Genomic DNA, 18,528 nt, shown 5'->3' with positions numbered 1-18,528 from the left:
TTCCCGCATACGGCTCTTAGAATAATCTTTCAGCACCATATCTGCACTCTTGCACTCGGTGCCTTAATTTCTGTGTCGCAATTTCCATTATGGTAACCTCTTTGTGTTACCTTCTGTTTTGAGACAGAAATCGATTATTCTTTGCCCCCTTCGCTCCGCCTACTTTCATAGGTTTCATCACTACTATGAGGCAATCCGACTACTGACTCAGCTTTTGCCAACCTCCGTACAGTTAAGTATTTAAGTCAGCATACCACTGTCCCTTGGACTGAGTCAGTTCTCCCAGGTACATGAATAGTGTTTGTGTACTCGCCGTGCACTTGGACCCCGATGGAACTCTGTGCAGTTCTCGCCGCAGTTTCCTGCTAACGAACTGTACGCTTCTGCCTGCGACCGGTGATAAGGTATCGGCTTCCATATTACGGTTAACGAGGCTGATTCTGCTTTACGCCTTGCTCATCGCATTTGGCATTACGGCTCTCACACTCCCTGTCTACGCTTCATGCTCACCTCACGGCTCTGCATGCAAGACTCGGTACCAGCTGCTTGCTAGACTTTACTGGATTCGGACTTTCACCGAACTATACTATTCACGCCGAACTGGCGCACATCACCCACCGCTTTCCGGAAGTCCCGATTATATCGGGCCTTCCTGCGGTTCCCCCTCTTCAATGTCGCGCAGCGACGTCGAAGAGGGTCACTACTGCCCCAATTGGGGTGTTAGTTTGAATTTTACAGCGTTTCTATAGGACCAATTCTGTTGTCTGACTGAATACCCACCGCAAGCGGTCTCTTATTCGCGAAAAACACGCGAATAAGAGGGCTGAGGACTGGTACTGCTAATTTTAGTTGTTCGAGCAGACAGAGGGTATTAGCCTTCGGCAGAGAGGGTCTCTACTGCCGCAATTGGGGTGTTAGTTTGGATTTTACAGCGTTTCTATAGGACCAATTCCTGTTGTCTGACTGAATACCCACCGCAAGCGGTCCCCCCTTAACTTACTTTCCTCCCCCACTTCGTGGTCCACCCTCGTTCCTAAAGGACGGGAAAGAAGCTATCCTCCACCGCATTCGTCAGCGCTTCCTACCGTCAGCGCTGACTGCGGTTCTCCTTGTATCATATGAATAAGGACTTTACCTCCTTTTGGGGATAAAGTGCTACACTGTAAAAGATGCTGTGGATTGGTTAATGTCCTCCTACCGATAAACGGTTTTATGGAGATTCCGACCACAGCTCTTTGCAGCGATGTTAATAAGTTAGATACCGCCAGACGGTTTATATAGAACAAGGATACATGGCAAAGAGTTTGTGGACTCAGCATCATATCTTTATCTTTGAGGAGGTCTTTTTATGATCTACGTTGGAATTGATGTATCTAAGAGCAAACACGACTGCTGCATCCTTGATTCTGAGCATAAGGACGACTACGAGGAATTCACGATCCCCAATACCCGGAATGGTTATGACCACCTGCTAAAGCGAATTTTTTCCTACAATCAATCGGTAAAAAATATAAAAGCAGGGCTGGAGGCCACCGGAGAGTATAGTGTGAACATCACCAGATTCCTGTTGAACAATGGCCTAGCAACCTGCGTTCTCAATCCTCTGCTGACGGATCAATACAGAAAGAGTCATAGCCTTCGCAAAACTAAAACCGATCGCATTGACGCACACTTCATTGCTTGCATACTTATGTCCGATTTAGACCTCAAGCCCTACGTACCCCAAGAATACCACAATAAAGTCTTGAAGTCACTAACCAGGACTCGCTTTGGATGGGTTCATGAACGGTCTCTAAAAAAGCAAACCCTTACCCGTATAATTGATACTAGCTTTTCTGAACTTCCACAGTACATAAACCTGGATTCTGCTACCGCTCACGCTCTCCTTAAGGAGTATCCCACTCCCGAGAAAATGGCGAACGCAAATTTGAAACACATGAAAGAAATTATCTACAAAACATCCAAAGGCAGGTTAAGTATGGATCTGGCTGAGCAGATTCGTAACGCTGCAAGGCATTCCGTAGGTCTGGGCAAAAGCGATATATCTACTGAAATTAATGTAGTGGAAACAATACACGATATTGAGGTAAAAAACGAACAAATTCAAAAAGTTGAGTCCAGAATTAAAAAACTGTTAGAGGAACGTAAAGAACCGTTACTTACAATCCCTGGGATTAGTATTGCTACAGGGTCCGCAATTTTAGGAGAAATTGGGGATTTCTCCAGATTTTCCTCCCCCGACAAGATACTGGCCTATGCCGGATTTGCGCCCTCTAAGAACCAGTCAGGCCGGCGGAGTGGAATAGGACCGAGTGCCCATATGGAGAAAAGAGGATCACGATATCTACGTCATGCTCTCTTCAATGCGGCAAGATTCGTCTGCCAAAATGAACCAGCTTACAAAGAATATTTGGCAAAGAAATTAAGCGAAGGAAAACATTTCTATATAGCAATCTCTCACGTAGTTAAAAAGTTAGTACGTCTAATCTATGCACTTCAAACGAGAGGAATCCCATACAAAACACCTGCTCAATTAATGCTTCAAAGGCAGATAAATACTGGCTCCGATTCACAGGATTTTGCACTTGACATATGATAGTTAGTCTCCTTTCGAAGCCGCAGAGCGGCTTGAAAGGAGGTCCGGGTGTGCTACACTGCGGTTGGGTATGAATTTAACAAAAAAACTGTGAAGGCAAATGCCTTCACAGTTTTTTTAGTCATTCAATCATTTCGGATAGTCGTTGCTGACGCTGTCCTTGAGGACGACGTCGTGGGCACCGCCTTCGACGAGGGAGGTTGCAGAGACAAGCGTCAGTTTGGCTTTCTTCTGCAGTTCCGGAATCGTCAGAGCGCCGCAGTTGCACATGGTAGCAATGATCTTGGAGCACGTCAGGTTGACGTTTTCCTTCAGTGAACCTGCATACGGTACGTAGGAGTCAACGCCTTCTTCGAAGGCCAGTTTCTTTTCGCCGCCCTGATCGTAGCGCTGCCAGTTGCGGGCACGGGAAGAACCTTCGCCCCAGTACTCTTTCATGTAGGTACCATTGATGTTGACTCTGCGGGTCGGAGATTCGTCGAAGCGGGCGAAATAACGGCCCAGCATCAGGAAATCAGCGCCCATGGCAAGTGCCAGCGTCATATGGTAATCATAGACGATACCACCGTCGGAGCAGATAGGTACATAGATACCCGTTTCCTTATAGTATTCGTCACGAGCCTTGGCAACTTCGATAACAGCCGTTGCCTGGCCGCGGCCGATACCCTTTTGTTCACGGGTAATGCAGATGGAACCGCCGCCGATACCGATCTTGACAAAGTCAGCGCCTGCTTCGGCAAGGAAGCGGAAGCCATCAGCGTCAACTACGTTGCCGGCACCGACCTTTACGGAATCACCGTATTTGTCACGGATCCATTTCAGCGTGCGGGACTGCCATTCACTGAACCCTTCGGAAGAGTCAATGCAGAGTACGTCTGCACCGGCCTTGACGAGGGCAGGTACACGTTCTTCGTAGTCGCGGGTATTGATGCCGGCGCCTACGACGTGACGCTTCTGGCTGTCCAGGAGTTCCAGCGGATACTGCTTATGCGTGGAATAGTCCTTACGGAAGACCATATACATCAGGTTGCCGTTCTTATCAATGATCGGCAGCGTATTCAATTTATGATCCCAGATAATGTCGTTAGCTTGTTTCAGCGTGATGTCATCCGTGCCGACAACCATTTCGGAAACCGGCGTCATAAAGGTGCTGACGCGGTCCGTCATCTGCATGCGGCTGACACGATAGTCACGGCTCGTTACAATGCCTTCCAGATGACCATGGACGGAGCCATCGCTCGTTACAGCCATCGTGGAGTGACCGGTTTTCTTCTTGAGTTCCAGAACATCCGCCAGGGTGCAGTCAGGACGCAGGTTGGAGTCACTGACAACAAAGCCGGCTTTGTAGCTCTTTACGCGGGCAACCATAGCTGCTTCACTTTCTACGCTCTGAGAGCCGTAGATGAAGGACAGGCCGCCTTCGCGGGACAGGGCAATGGCCATCTTGTCGTCGGACACAGACTGCATGATTGCGGAAACCAAGGGGATGTTAAGGGTCATTGCGGGCTTTTCGCCCTTTTTAAATTTTACAAGCGGCGTCTTCAAGCTGACGTTTGCAGGAATGCATTCGCTCGAAGAGTAGCCTGGAACTAACAGATACTCACTAAAGGTATGGGCAGGTTCATCATAAATAAAAGCCATTCTCGTTCCCCCTTGAAATTATTTTCCCTATTCTATCACCGGGATGTCACAAATGCAACACTTTTTTATAATTTAGTAGCCGCCGGTCTTTTCTGGCCAGCGGCTACTGACATTATTTTCCTAAACGCTTCAGAGCTCTCCACGCAATATCCTTGCGGAAGTGAGCCCCTTCAAAATGGATGCGGTCTACAGCTGCATATGCTCTTTCCTTGGCATGGGCAATATCCTTGTCAATGGCCGTAACGCCGAGCACACGCCCGCCATTTGTGACGATCTGGCCATCTTTTTCCTTCGTACCGGCGTGGAAAACCACCACATCCGGCAGCTTGGAAGCTTCTTCGAGACCCGTGATAGGAATGCCTTTCGGATAGGAAACAGGATATCCGCCGGAAGCCATGACGACGCAGACGGCCGCCTTGGGGCTCCACTTGACCATGTCTTCCCGGAGCGTACCCGTAGCGCAGGCATACATGATTTCTGCCAGGTCCCCATCAAGGAGCGGCAGCACGGCCTGCGTTTCCGGATCACCGAAACGAGCATTGAATTCAACAACTTTAATGGAATCGCCCTTAATCATGAGGCCTGCATAGAGGCAGCCGGAATAAGGACGGCCTTCTTTGGCAAGCGCCGCTACGACAGGACGGACAATGGTCTCCATCGTCTTTTCCTTCAGAGCATCGGTCATGACAGGAGCCGGGGCATAGGCACCCATACCGCCCGTATTCGGGCCCTTGTCGCCATCGTTTACGCGCTTATGGTCCTGGGCAGGCAGCATCGGCACAATGGTCTTGCCGTCCGTAAAGCACAGGAGGGAGCATTCTTCGCCGTCCATGAATTCTTCGATGACGAGCTTACTGCCCGCAGCACCGAATTTATGATGGCCCATCATATCGTCAATGGCATCGAGTGCTTCCTGTTCCGTCATGGCAACAACAACGCCTTTGCCGGCAGCGAGGCCGTCGGCTTTGATGACAATGGGGGCGCCTTTTTCACGGACATAGGCCTTGGCTTCATCTTCCGTATCGCAGACTTTGAAGAAAGCCGTCGGAATGTGATACTTCTCCATGAGTTCCTTGGAGAAAATCTTGGAGCCTTCGATTTCGGCTGCCTTTGCGGTCGGCCCGAAAATCGTAAGATTGTGAGCCTTAAAGACATCTACGATTCCGGCTACGAGCGGAGCTTCCGGCCCCACTACGGTGAGGTCAATCTTGTGAGCTTCTGCCCACTTAGCCAGTCCTTCGAGGTCAGTCGTATCCATATCGACGCATTCGGCCAGGCCCTTCATACCGGGGCCGCCGGGAATGCAGTACAGTTTTTCTACTTTCGGGCTTTGCGCCAGCTTCCAGACAATCGTATGCTCACGCCCGCCGCCGCCAATGACAAGTACCTGCATCTTTATACGAACCTCCTGCCTTATTTCTTGAGTTGTTTAGCCAGATATTGGCTGATTGCCGTATCATAAGCTGCCGTGTGGGCAAAAGCTTCCTGAGCCAGCATTTTTCTCGTTTCAAGGTCGATATCGCCTTTCTCGTCGAGCATCTTCATCAGCATGCCATAGCGATTGGGGTTCGTAATCACAACGACATCATGGAAGTTCTTGGCAGCAGCGCGCACCATGGCCGGGCCGCCGATGTCGATATTTTCGATAGCTTCCGCTTCCGTCACGTTCGGTTTGGCAATGGTCTTTTCAAACGGATAGAGGTTGCAGACAACGAGATCGATCGGTTTGATTCCGTTCTTCTTCATGTCTTCCACATGCTTCGGGTTGCTGCGGATAGCAAGAATGCCGCCGTGAATCTTCGGATTCAGCGTCTTGACGCGGCCGTCCATCATTTCAGGAGTACCCGTAACATCGCTGACATAGGTTACAGGAATGCCGGCTTCCTTGATAGCTTTCATCGTGCCGCCGGTGGAAATGATTTCGATGCCCTTCTTGTGCAGAAAAGCAGCCAGTTCCACGACACCCGTCTTATCGGAAACGCTTACCAATGCTCTTTTAATCGCCATTGCAATTACTCCTTTCTGATCTTGACTCTGCGGCCCTTGACTTCCAGACGGCCCTCACACCACAGTTGTACGGCCTCGGGAAGAATCGTATGTTCCTGGACCAGAATGCGTGCTGCCAGCGTATCATGCGTATCTTCGTCATACACCGGTACGGCGCGCTGCATGATGATAGGACCGGAATCCATGCCTGCATCGACAAAGTGAACCGTGCAGCCGGCTACTTTGACACCGTATTTCAGTGCCTGTCCCTGTGCGTCGAGGCCTTTGAAAGCCGGCAGCAGGGCCGGATGAATGTTGATGATAGCCTGAGGCCACTTGCTGACGAAATCGCCGCTCAGGATCCGCATAAAACCAGCCAGTACGACCAGTTCCACGCCGGCCTCGCGCAGTTTATCGTCAATCGCTTTTTCAAAGGAAGCTTTGTCCTTGAAATCATGGCGGACAATAGCCACATGCGGGACTCCCGCCTTTTCGGCACGTTCCAGCGCATAGGCTTCCGCACTGTCGCTGATTACGATCGCGACCTCAATCGGCAGTTTCTCCAGGAAAATCTTATCCATGATTGCCTGGAGGTTGCTCCCGCGGCCGCTTACGAGTACACCAATCTTACGTTTATTCACCGAAAACGCCGCCCTTCATGACAGTCTTCTTCGTGCCGGGTACGACATGACCCAGTTCATAGAATTTTTCGTTGTTCGCCTTGAGGTGAGCCCGTACGGCATCGGCTTCGTCCGCGCCGACAACGAGTACCATACCGACGCCCATGTTGAACGTACGGTACATTTCCTTCCAGGGCACGTTGCCCCATTCCTGCAGCTTCTTGAAGACAACAGGGACTTCCCAGGCATCGGCGTGCACTTCGGCATCGCAGTCCTTCGGAAGCACGCGCGGAATATTGTCGTAGAAGCCGCCGCCCGTGATATGTACCATGCCGTGGAGATCAAATTTCTGAATCAGCGGCAGGCAGGTCTTCGGATAGAGGCGGGTCGGGGTCAGGAGTTCCTCGCCCAGGGTCTTGCCGAAGTCAGGAATGTACTTATCGACAGTATAGCCCATGACGTCAAAGCAAATCTTGCGCACCAGGGTATAGCCGTTGGAATGGATACCCGTGGAAGGCAAGCCCAGCAGCACGTCGCCGGCCTTCACCTTGTCGCCGGTAATCATCTTGCTCTTTTCGACAACGCCGACGGTAAAGCCGGCAATATCGTATTCATCCTTGGCATAAAAGCCCGCCATTTCAGCCGTTTCGCCGCCGATGAGGGCACAGCCGGATTCCTTGCAGGCCCGGGCCACGCCGGCTACAATATCGGCAATCTTCTGGGATTCTACCTTGGCGGTTGCGATATAATCCAGGAAAAACAGAGGTTCCGCGCCCTGCACCAGTACGTCGTTGACGCACATAGCGACAGCATCCTGGCCGATGGTGTCATGACGGTCCATCATGAAAGCAATCTTCAGCTTCGTGCCGACGCCGTCCGTACCGGATACCAGGACCGGTTCCTTATATTTGGGAGACAGGGCAAAGAGGCCGCCAAAGCCGCCCAGATCACCGATGACTTCCGGACGATAGGTCGCGCGGACGCTGTCCTTCATCAGTTCTACGGCTTTATTGCCGGCATCGATATTTACACCTGCATCTGCGTATGTAATGCTCTTTTTCTCAGTCACGCTGTTTCCTCCTCATCAGCAACCCATTTCAAATTGATACTTGGACCCCTTCTTCATCTCCTTATCCGCACCGTCGGGATAAAGGGCGTTGAAGCAGGCATAGCACATGTCGTCCGGGTCAAGGACGGACAGCGAAGCCCGGAGGCCTTCCATCGTAATATAATGCAGACTGTCAGCCTTGATGTATTCACAGATTTCTTTTTCCGTCTTGCTGGCAGCAATCAGTTCCTTGCGCTCGGACGTGTCGATTCCGTAATAGCAGGAATTCATGACAGGAGGCGAGCTGATGCAGACATGGACCGCCGTCGCACCGGCATCGCGCAGGAGCTGCACAATCATGCCGCTCGTCGTGCCGCGGACAATGGAGTCATCCACCATCACGACGGACTTGCCTTCTACCAGGCTGCGGTTGGCATTGAGTTTCAGACGCACCGCGTTGAGGCGCTGTTTCTGCGTCGGCTGGATGAACGTACGGCCTACGTACTTATTCTTCGTCAGGCCTTCCAGGAAAGGAATGCCCTTTTCGAGGCCGTAGCCGATAGCAGCCGGCGTCCCGGAGTCAGGAACGGAAATGACGATATCCGCCTTGATGTCCTTCGTTTCACGGGCAAGGATGCGGCCCATGTTGACGCGGGCTTTATAGATGCTTTCACCGTCCATGATGCTGTCCGGACGGGCAAAGTATACATATTCGAAAATGCAGTGTGCACAGTGAGCCGGCATATGCTCGCAGTACATGATGCTGCGCGGCTCTTTTTCTTCCGCGTCGATGACAATGAGTTCGCCCGGTTTGATATCGCGGACGAAATGGGCACCGACCAGATCGAGTGCGCAGGTTTCACTGGCCACAACCCAGCCGTCATCCACTTTGCCGAGGCACAGCGGACGGAAGCCGTAAGGATCGCGGAAAGCAATCAGCTGATGGTCATCCATGATGAGGATGGCAAACGCCCCTTTGATGGCATTGGCTGCTTCCGCCACGCGTTCCGGCAGCGTCTTCTTACGGGACTTGGCAATGAGGTTCAGGACGACTTCACTGTCGACCGTAGACGAAAACAGATAGCCTTCCTTCTGCAGCTCTTTGCGCAGAGCGGCAGCATTCGTCAGATTGCCGTTGTGGGCCATGGCAAGGTTGCCGCCGTCATAAAAGACCTTCATCGGCTGCACATTGTACGACATGCTGGAACCCGTCGTAGAATAGCGGACATGGCCGATTCCGATATATCCGTCAAGGCCGGCGAGGCCGTCATGGAATACACTCGTGGCAAGGCCCATGCCTTTTTTGATGTGCATATTTTTCCCGTCGGTCACCGCAATGCCGGCACTTTCCTGGCCGCGGTGCTGCAGCGCAAAAAGCCCCCAGTATGTATTGAGCGCTACATCATCCTTGTGGGAAAACATGCCGAAGACACCGCACTCCTCGTGCAGCTTATCTTCCTGAAACTCCATCACGTGCATAATCCCTCCTTTTGTTCCTCTTTATTTCATGAAATTCCGAACGGCGTCACCGATCTTCTTGCTGGTAGCGTCGAATTTTTCAGAAGTTTCGCGGACAGCGGCCAGGGCTTCACCCTTGGCACGGACTTCCGCCTTCATATTTTGTCTGTAATCAGCCAGTTTCTGAACCAGTTCCGGATACTTCAGGGCCATGATTTCCACTGCGAAAATAGCAGCGTTCTTGGCACCGTCGATAGCCATCGTAGCGACAGGAATGCCGGACGGCATTTGTACCGTGGACAGCAGGGAATCCATGCCGTTCAGCGCCGTGGCGTTGATAGGTACACCGATGACAGGAAGCGTCGTATAGGCTGCTACAAAGCCGCCCAGGTGAGCTGCCGCACCGGCTGCGGAAATGATGACATCCACTCCGCGGTCTCTGGCGCCTTCTGCAAATTCCTTCACGAGTTCAGGCGTTCTGTGGGCACTTGCTACCGTAACTTCCAGTTCCACACCAAAATCCTTCAGTACTTTTTCAGCACTTTCCAGTTTCGGCCAGTCCGAATTGCTTCCCATAATCATTGCTACTTTCATCGTTGCACCTCCAAATAAAAAAGCTCAAGAGTCTTTCATGAAAATCTGTCATGTCCTTTCTCTCGAGCCAACTAAAACAATAGACAACGCTTGCTCATACCATTCTATCAATACGCCGAAACGATGTCAATCGCAATTCGAACTTTTATAATATATGTTACATAATTGTTCGAAGTAGTGGTGAAAAAAGTGGCTAGTGGATGGTGGTTAGTGGCTAGTACCGCAGTGCGGGCAGATTCATTGGCGGATTTTGACAGGCCGTTAGCAGAAAAGCGCATTTGGCATTTGGCTGAGTCAGCGGCAAAGTGGTTAGTGGGTAGCACCGCAGTGCGGGCTGCTACTTTGGCTGATTTTTGATGTAGAAAAAAAATGGGCAGTCAGTTGGCCTTCGGCAGAAAGGGACGTCGAAGGAAAAGAAGTTATCCCTCCACCGCAAGCGGTTCTCCGTAGCCAATGCTTCGCATTGCCTGGATAATAATAAAAGAGCTACAAAGATTAACCATAGCAATACTACATTTTTGTTATAGGTAAATGATACAAAAGGTTTGAAAAATAAATATTAAGGGTCATCACCCACCGCAGACGGGAGGACCTGACGACGTCAGGCCCTCCCTGCGGTCCGCCCCTCTTCAATGTCGCGGAGCGACGTCGAAGAGGGTCTCTACCGACGCAATTGGGTTTTAGGTGTGGATTTTACAGCGTTTCTATTGGACCAATTCCTGTTATCATACTGAATACCCACCGCAAGCGGTCCCCTCCTCTTATTCGCGCAGCAGCGCGAACAAGAGGGCTGGTGCAGCTAATTTTCTTTTACTTTTTAAAAATCAGGGCATACATCTCTCTCGAAACGTAAGCCCTGATTTCAAACCTCTTTTTTATTTTCTTTTTATGAACGGCACAGAAGATGGGCCCAGATGCAAGGAAGACGGGTGCGGGGCCCAGAAGATGTACACAGATAGTACCTCGATGGGTCACGCACCCGTCTGACACAGCAGATGGGTTCATATTTCTGCGCCGGGCAGAAAAAGTTTCCTTAGAAAAAGCTCCACAGTCGACAGCGTGCGAGGCCAGCCGAGCACCTGGCGGCTGCGGGTGCCTTTCCTATAACTTTCTCTCCCAATGACTGAAGTGAAAGTAAGTAAATTCAAGAAGACTGCACATCATCCACCCCAGCGGATATCCGAAGGAAATAGTGCGCGGGACGTTATACACCTGGGACATGATGAAGAGGTAAATCTGGCGGAACACCACAAAAGAGAACAGCATAATGTACATCGGTGCCCTGGCATCGCCAATACCGCGCAGCGCCCCGGCATACACCTGGTTCAGGCAAGCAAAGACGGCAAACCAGCAGTTCGTACGGATAAAGAGCGTTCCGTAAGCTACAACATCGGGATCCGTATTGAACCAGCGAATCAACTGCGGCGCAAAAATAAGAGAAGGAATGGCCAGCATCAAAGTTCCCATTTCCGCTATTCTCATGGCCACACGGAGACCTTCTTTCACGCGCTTGACATTGTGCGCTCCGGCGTTTTGTCCCGTAAAGGTCGTAATGGCGAGAGCCACCGTCATCATCGGCATGAGGATGAACGAGTCGATGCGGAAATAGACGCCCCACCCTGTCGTACTTGCGGCCCCAAAATAATTAATATAGGCCTGGACAAAAACATTTGAAAAAGCAGTCACGGCCATCTGCAGTCCTGCCGGCATACCGACACCGACAATCTTTTTGAGCACTTTGAAATCAATGTGCATCTCCGAAAGGGTAATCGAATATACATCCTTACTTTTGTAAAGCACAAAAAGGATCAGGAATGCCGAAATAAACTGGGAAATCACCGTGGCCCAGGCGGCTCCGGCCACACTCATATGGAAACCGACGACAAAGAGCAGGTCAAGAATGACGTTAAGGGCAGAAGTAAAAATCAGGAAATAGAGCGGCCGCTTTGAATCCCCGACAGCCCGCAGGATGGCGGAACCCATGTTGTACATCATGGTACTCGTCACACCGCCGAAAAGGATTCTGAGGTACGTGACCGCAAGCGGGTAAATCGAAGGAGCCGTCCGCATGAAGCTTACCATATAAGGGGCCCCGAAATACCCGACCGCCATGAAAACAAAGCTGAGCAGCAGCGTAGCGACAAGCGACGTGTGTACGGCCCTGCGCAGCATCTTCGTGTCGTGAGCGCCGAAATACTGAGAAATAATGACGCTGGCACCGGTACTAAGGCCGATGAAGAAACCAATCAGGGTATTGATGCAGGGCATCATACTGGTCACGGCACCGAGGGCATCCGCCCCGACAAAGTTGCCGACAACAAGGCTGTCTACTGTACTATATAATTGTTGAAATAAATTGCCGAGCAGCAAAGGAATCGAAAACCAGAAAAGGATCTTCCAGATATTCCCGGAAGTCATATCCATGGTCCGTGTCTGACTCACGATTCGTTTCCTCCTTTAAAAAATAGCAGTTGGCAGATAGCAGATGGCAGATAGCTGCAGTTGGCTAAAAGCATCTTTAGCATTTAGCCCTGCCTTAAACAAAGTGGTTAGGGGTGAGTGGATAGTGGATAGTACCGCAGTACGGGCAGATTCATTGGCGGATTTTTGATGTAAATAAGAATGGGCAGTTAGAATAGCCTTCGGCAGAAAGGGTCATCACTCACCGCTCCAATTGGGGTGTTGGTTTGGATTTTACAGCGTTGCCATTGGACCAATCCCTGTTGTCTGACTGAATACCCACCGCAAGCGGTCCTCCCCTCTTATTCGCGCAGCAGCGCGAACAAGAGGGCTGGTGCTTCTATTTTTGTTTCCGTAGCAATAAGCGATCTGCGTTCTTATTACATAAAAGAAAGCAGGGTTTTAGGGAAGCCCCCGAAGAGCCTTCTCTTCCCCCTGCTTTGAAATTCAAACTTAACAACTTACTTCAATAAATTTCTGTCTTCGAAATAGTTGATGCGCATAGCGCGGCGAACTTCCTGCAGCGTTTCGTCTGCTTTGGCGGCAGCACGCTTCGTTCCTTCCTGCAGAATGTCATAAACATCATCCTTACGAGCTTCCCACTGCGCACGGCGGGTACGGATCGGATCCAGGAACGTTTCCATGACATTATAAAGGAACTTTTTGATCTTTACGTCGCCCAGACCGCCGCGGCGATAATGATCTTTCAATTCATCGAGGTTAGCGTAGTCAGGAAGGAACTGCGCAAAGTGTTCCGGCTTGCAGAAGGCATCCAGATAGGTAAATACGGTGTTGCCTTCGATATGACCCGGATCGGAGACCTGAATGTGGGTCGGGTCCGTATACATGGACATGACCTTTTTCCGAACCGTTTCCGCATCATCGGACAGATAAATGCAGTTGCCCAGAGACTTGCTCATCTTCGCCTTGCCGTCGAGGCCGGGCAGACGGTAGCAGGCCTTGTTAGGAGGCAGATAAATGTTCGGTTCTGTCAGCGTTTCGCCATAGACGGAGTTGAATTTATGCACGATTTCGCGGCACTGTTCCAGCATCGGTTCCTGGTCTTCGCCAACCGGCACGCTCGTCGCATGGAAAGCCGTAATATCGGCAGCCTGGCTGACAGGATAGCAGAAGAAGCCCAGAGGTACGCTGGTATCAAAGTTCTTCTGTTTGATTTCGGCCTTGACGGTCGGGTTGCGCTGCACGCGGGCTACCGTGACAAGATCCATATAATAAGCCGTCAATTCAAAAAGTGCCGGCACCAGGGACTGTACAAAAATCGTAGCTTTTTCGGGGTCGATTCCTACACCCAGATAATCGAGTGCTACCTGCAGTACGTTCTGACGTACTTTTTCAGGATTCTCGGCATTATCAGTCAGTGCCTGAGCATCGGCAATCATAAAGTAAATCTCATCAAATTCTCCGGAGTTCTGCAGGGCAACGCGGTTAGCCAGAGAACCGACATAATGACCTACATGGAGATGACCCGTAGGACGATCCCCCGTAAGAATAATCTTTTTCATGTAAACAACTCCTCGCTTCGTTTGCGCACAAGCAACTTCCGTGCGAAATTTTCATATCTTTTAATATACTATGATTTTGAGTTTTTGTAAAACATTTGGGGGCAGATAGCCGATAGCAGATGATAGATAGAAGCAGTTAGCGAACCTTCGGCCGAGTGGTTGGTGGGTTAGTACAATCGTGCGGGCAGATTCATTGGCGGATTCTTGACGAGGATTGCTGCGGGCAGCTAGTTAGCCTTCGGCAGAGAGGGTCATCATTTTTTGCTTCTATAGGCGGCGGATTTAGCATTTTGTCTTGTTAGTCAAGTCTAATGTTTACACTTTTCATACTAATTTCTACTAATTTTGTATTTATATTTCTTTTGTCTTTCTTAGATTTTGTCAATAAATACTATTGTGCTTATTGAATAAACAGAGTATACTAGATTCCGTAATTCGCACTACATTATGGTTTTTTGGAAGGAAGGATGGAAGTTATGAATCCAATTGTGCGTTTCGTCAAGCAAGTCCCCCTAATCGAACAAATTGCTGTAGGCCTGGTCATTGGTATCCTGCTCGCTGTATTTGTTCCCTCCGTTGTACCTTTTGTCAGCATCTTTGGCGATCTCTTCGTCAGCGCCCTGAAAGGCGTTGCCCCGGTTCTTGTCTTTATTCTCGTTATGAACGCCATGACGCAGCGCAAAAGCAACGGCAACACACAAATGAAGCCGATTGTCACACTTTATATTCTTGGTACGTTTGCTGCTTCTCTCGTCGGCGTCTGCCTCTCGTTCCTGTTTCCTGTTACCCTGCATCTGCAGGTTGGCAACACGAAGCTGAATCCGCCGAGTGGTATTGCTCAGGTGCTGCACACGCTCGTGATGAACATTGTAGATAACCCGGTCAATGCCCTTCTGAAAGCCAACTACATCGGTATCCTGGCCTGGGCCATCATCATCGGTCTTGCCATGCATGCCGTCGCCAGTGACGAAACGAAAAAAGTCTTCGATGAACTTTCCAAAGGCATCACCATCGTCGTCGGCTGGGTCATCCGTTTTGCCCCGCTCGGCATCATGGGCCTCGTTACCCAGTCCATTTCCGCAAGCGGTCTCTCCGCTCTGCTGTCCTATGTCAAACTGCTCGCCGTTCTGATCAGTGCTTACTTCCTGGTAGCACTCGTCATGAACCCGATTATCGTGTATGCCAAGATTCACCGCAATCCTTATCCGCTGGTACTCGCTACGCTGCGTGAAAGCGGCATCTACGCCTTCTTTACGAGAAGTTCTGCCGCTAACATTCCGGTGAACCTGTCCCTCTGCAAGCGCCTCGGCCTGAATCCGGATACGTATTCCATTTCGATTCCGCTCGGCGCAACCATCAACATGGCCGGTGCTTCGATCACGATTTCCGTGCTGGCACTTGCTGCCGCGAATACCCTGGGCATCAAGGTCGACCTTCTGACGGCCTTACTGCTCTGCATCATCTCCACGATTGGTGCCTGCGGTGCTTCCGGTGTAGCCGGTGGTTCCCTGCTGCTGATTCCGGTAGCCTGCGCTTCCTTTGGTATCACCAATGATATTGCCATGCAGGTCGTCGGCGTCGGCTTCATCATCAGTGTACTGGAAGATGCCTGCGAAACGGCCCTCAACAGCTCCAGTGATGTGCTCTTTACGGCAACCGCTGAGTTTGCGGAAAGAGCGAAGAATGGGACGCTGAAGGATGAGGATCTTGTTCCAAAAGAAAGATAAAAAAAGCACCTCAGATAATCTGGTGCTCGGCTGGCCTCGCACGCATCTTATCTGAGAGTTTTTTCTAAGGAAGTTTCTTCCTGACTCCGCAGAATCCAACCGCATCTACTTTGTCAGACCGGATTGTGACCACTCGACGTACTGTTTTTGTACGACTTCGTGGCCCCAATCCAGTCTTTCGCGTATCTGCGGCTGTCTTGCAGCAGAGTCCATCAGAAACAAAGAAAGCCGCCTTTGGCGGCATATGGAAGAAACAAAATACTGTAATGATCAATTAATGGGCACACCAAGCCTTCTTGTGCATGAAACGACGCGAGAGCATAAGAAGGCTGAGGGCTGGTGAGGCTATTCTTGATTCTACTAATAAACGGCGGTCAGCGAAAAAAAGACTGTGAAACAACGAGCAATCACATTGTTTCACAGTCTTTTTTATCATTTAATCAGAAGCAGTCGCAGTTCACCATGAAGTAGGATTTCGGATGAGCGCAGACCGGGCAGATTTCCGGAGCTTGTTCTGCTTCTACGATATGGCCGCAGTTGGAGCAGATCCAGACCGTCTTTTCGCTTCTCTTGAACATCGTGCCTTCTTCTACTTTCTTCAGCAGGGCTTTGTATCTTTCTTCGTGATGTTTTTCGATAGCGCCGACGGCTTTGAATTTATAGGCCAGTTCGGGGAAGCCTTCTTTTTCAGCGGTTTCCGCAAACTCTTTATACATTTCGGTCCATTCGTAATTTTCGCCGCTGGCAGCGTCTTTGAGGTTCGTTACGGTATCGGGAATAGAACCGCCATGCAGGGCTTTGAACCAGATCTTGGCGTGTTCCTTTTCATTCTTCGCAGTTTCGAGGAAGTTGGCAGCTACTTTTTCATAGCCTTCCTTCTTCGCCGTGGAAGCATAATAACCATACTTGGTATAGGCCTGGGACTCGCCGGCAAAAGCAGTCTGCAGATTTTTTTCAGTTTGCGTACCTTTTAATTCTTTCATCTCATTCTCTCCTTTTCTACAAGAAATGTGTCAATCTTTGTTACACATCAATTGTACCCTAAGATTCGTGAGATGTCAATAACTAATAATCATTATTAATTGTGATTTTTTTAATACGCAATTTTTCGCACCGGCGCGGTTCTATATCTAAATATAAGAATTATTTTGTACAGAAAATTAAGCCTAAATTTTGGCTGTTAAAAAATTGCAATAGGTTCTGATTATACTTACGACTTTCGTTCGAGAAAAATTCTTACTGGTAAGTTGGAGGAACCGGGGGGTGAAAATAAGAGGACACCGGTCTTGCCGGCGGGGATCTTTCCGATGACCTCCGTCGTGCCATCAAAGCCTACCTGCCCGAAATAGGTGCTGCCGGAAGGGATATTAATGCGGTAATCCTTCTCTCCTGCCACGCCAAAGATACCAGCCCCGGCGTATTCACCGCCCATGGGATTAAACCGGACAAGCGTGTCATGTTTTCCCACGGTCGGTATGGTTACATCATACATGACGCCATAATTCCCGTAATTGACGACTTTCTTGCCCGTCGTGGCGTCAATTCCGCGAATATAGGGATCGAGCTGGTCATCAGCAAGCTTGATGCACCAGACGGCGCGGCCCTGCGTATGAAAAGGTTCGTCCAGGGACACGTGGCGGTTTGCTTCTTCAAAAGTGCCGCGAAGAACGTGCTGTCCGTCATTATCAGGCGGCAGAATACCGTAAGCTTCTAGGGACAGGGAAAGATCCGCCTTCACAGGAATCATCATAACGGAAACCTCGACAGGCCGGTCAAAGGTTACATCGACAATACCCGTTACGAGGTCACCGGGATGTAAAACAGTGGGATTGCCTTTGTGTTCCAGGAGATCAAATATGCGGATCAAACGAAACGAATTGTTCCGTTGTCCCGCTTTATAATAACGCTGCTCCGCCTCCTTGCCTGCCTTTAACCAATCCTGACGCGGCTCGGAGATACCCATTTCCTTCAGGGTAACGCGGGCAGGACGGCTCGTCGTTCTTTTAAAGACCACCGCCAGTCTCTGATTGAAAGGCGTCTTGTTGACGTGATGGAAAAAGAGACGGACAGGGCCTTCCACCGTATCGCGGTACATGACACCGTTCTGGGTTACATTTTCCGGGCTGTCCGAGAAAATCAGCTTCGGCCCTTCCTTGCGAATGGTGACCTTTGCTTCCTTGTACTCAGGCACCCCGTTGTCCCAGTTGCGGCCTTCTGCCTTTGAGATAGAGGGAGTGAAGAAAAGAACACACAAGAGTATGGCAAAAATCGGCAATAAACCGCTTTTCGTAAAATTCATGTAAACTGTTCTCCTTATTAGAAATATTCATAGAATGCACACGTTCCTATTGTACCATATGATGCAAGTGGAAAAAAATGAAGATGGGAAGCTGTGGCGCTTCGCGCGGAAAGGAAAGTTGTGTCGCTATGGCCGCCGAAGGCGGCGAATTAGTTAGCCTTCGGCAGAAAGGGACGTCACCCACCTTTTTTTAATGCCGCTAAGCGGCATCAAAAAAAGCTATCCTCCACCGCATTCGTCAGCGCTTCCTACCGTCAGTGCTGACTGCGGTACCCCTCCTTTCGAAGCCGCGGAGCGGCTTGAAAGGAGGTCCGGGTGTACTATATTACATTTTGGTTTGGATTTTACAGCGTTGCTATTGAACCAATTCTTGTTATCCGACTGAATACCCACCGCAAGCGGTCCTCCTCTTATTTTTTTATCAAAAAACAAGAGGGCAAGTGCTCCTATTTTAGCTTCCTTCAGTGGCGACCGGCGACCCGCGACCTGCGGCCAGCGTCTTTTTTTACAAAAAATTCATTGTCTACAACAAAAAAGCAGTATATAATAGTAAGAAAAGTCAGATATTACTGAATT

At 50.1% G+C, this 18,528-nt stretch carries 13 protein-coding genes; 2 read left to right on the top strand and 11 right to left on the bottom strand.

Annotation, left to right across the window (positions count from 1 at the left end; all coding sequences use genetic code 11):
- Window positions 1-1,348: 1,348 nt before the first annotated feature.
- The gene (locus LKE33_07850; GenBank protein ID MCH3950827.1) at window positions 1,349-2,596 is read left to right on the top strand and encodes an IS110 family transposase; all 1,248 of its coding nucleotides are present in this window, start codon (window positions 1,349-1,351) and stop codon (window positions 2,594-2,596) included.
- 129 nt (window positions 2,597-2,725) lie between these two features.
- Here LKE33_07850 and LKE33_07845 read toward each other — a convergent pair whose 3' ends face one another.
- The 9 genes from LKE33_07845 to trpS all read right to left on the bottom strand — a co-directional run bounded on the left by LKE33_07845 (window position 2,726) and on the right by trpS (window position 13,926).
- Window positions 2,726-4,237, bottom strand: coding sequence for an IMP dehydrogenase (locus tag LKE33_07845; GenBank protein MCH3950826.1), 1,512 nt, complete (start codon window positions 4,235-4,237; stop codon window positions 2,726-2,728).
- Between the two features lie 112 nt (window positions 4,238-4,349).
- Window positions 4,350-5,630: a phosphoribosylamine--glycine ligase gene (purD, locus tag LKE33_07840; protein ID MCH3950825.1), complete on the bottom strand. Its 1,281-nt coding sequence runs from the start codon at window positions 5,628-5,630 to the stop codon at window positions 4,350-4,352.
- Between the two features lie 20 nt (window positions 5,631-5,650).
- Window positions 5,651-6,244, bottom strand: a complete 594-nt coding sequence (locus tag LKE33_07835) for an IMP cyclohydrolase (protein MCH3950824.1) — start codon at window positions 6,242-6,244, stop codon at window positions 5,651-5,653.
- Window positions 6,245-6,249: 5 nt separating this feature from the next.
- Entirely contained in the window at window positions 6,250-6,864 is a 615-nt protein-coding gene (purN, locus tag LKE33_07830) for a phosphoribosylglycinamide formyltransferase (GenBank protein ID MCH3950823.1), read from the bottom strand.
- Complete coding sequence (gene purM, locus LKE33_07825) at window positions 6,857-7,912, bottom strand: phosphoribosylformylglycinamidine cyclo-ligase (GenBank protein ID MCH3950822.1); 1,056 nt, start codon at window positions 7,910-7,912, stop codon at window positions 6,857-6,859. Before purM ends, purN begins: the two co-directional genes overlap by 8 nt.
- A gap of 15 nt (window positions 7,913-7,927) precedes the next feature.
- Window positions 7,928-9,361 carry an amidophosphoribosyltransferase gene (gene purF, locus LKE33_07820; protein MCH3950821.1) on the bottom strand — a complete coding sequence of 478 codons (1,434 nt, stop codon included), beginning with the start codon at window positions 9,359-9,361 and terminating at the stop codon, window positions 7,928-7,930.
- 30 nt (window positions 9,362-9,391) lie between these two features.
- On the bottom strand, window positions 9,392-9,943 hold the full coding sequence (gene purE, locus LKE33_07815) for a 5-(carboxyamino)imidazole ribonucleotide mutase (protein ID MCH3950820.1): 552 nt from the start codon (window positions 9,941-9,943) through the stop codon (window positions 9,392-9,394).
- A gap of 1,101 nt (window positions 9,944-11,044) precedes the next feature.
- Window positions 11,045-12,385 carry an MATE family efflux transporter gene (locus LKE33_07810; protein MCH3950819.1) on the bottom strand — a complete coding sequence of 447 codons (1,341 nt, stop codon included), beginning with the start codon at window positions 12,383-12,385 and terminating at the stop codon, window positions 11,045-11,047.
- Window positions 12,386-12,864: 479 nt separating this feature from the next.
- Window positions 12,865-13,926 carry a tryptophan--tRNA ligase gene (gene trpS / locus LKE33_07805; GenBank protein ID MCH3950818.1) on the bottom strand — a complete coding sequence of 354 codons (1,062 nt, stop codon included), beginning with the start codon at window positions 13,924-13,926 and terminating at the stop codon, window positions 12,865-12,867.
- Between the two features lie 476 nt (window positions 13,927-14,402).
- On the opposite strand from trpS, the gene sstT reads away from it, so the two are divergent.
- Window positions 14,403-15,653: a serine/threonine transporter SstT gene (gene sstT / locus LKE33_07800; GenBank protein MCH3950817.1), complete on the top strand. Its 1,251-nt coding sequence runs from the start codon at window positions 14,403-14,405 to the stop codon at window positions 15,651-15,653.
- A 440-nt stretch (window positions 15,654-16,093) separates the two neighbouring features.
- On the opposite strand, the gene LKE33_07795 is transcribed toward sstT, so the two are convergent.
- Together LKE33_07795 and LKE33_07790 are read right to left on the bottom strand one after the other, a co-directional pair.
- The gene (locus LKE33_07795) at window positions 16,094-16,636 is read right to left on the bottom strand and encodes a rubrerythrin family protein (GenBank protein MCH3950816.1); all 543 of its coding nucleotides are present in this window, start codon (window positions 16,634-16,636) and stop codon (window positions 16,094-16,096) included.
- A 227-nt stretch (window positions 16,637-16,863) separates the two neighbouring features.
- On the bottom strand, window positions 16,864-17,952 hold the full coding sequence (locus tag LKE33_07790; protein MCH3950815.1) for a copper amine oxidase: 1,089 nt from the start codon (window positions 17,950-17,952) through the stop codon (window positions 16,864-16,866).
- Window positions 17,953-18,528 lie beyond the last annotated feature (576 nt).

The sequence above is a fragment of the Acidaminococcus sp. genome (assembly GCA_022482815.1).
In the GTDB taxonomy this organism is placed as follows: Bacteria; Bacillota; Negativicutes; order Acidaminococcales; family Acidaminococcaceae; genus Acidaminococcus.
This window is presented reverse-complemented; position numbering and strand designations above follow the sequence as displayed.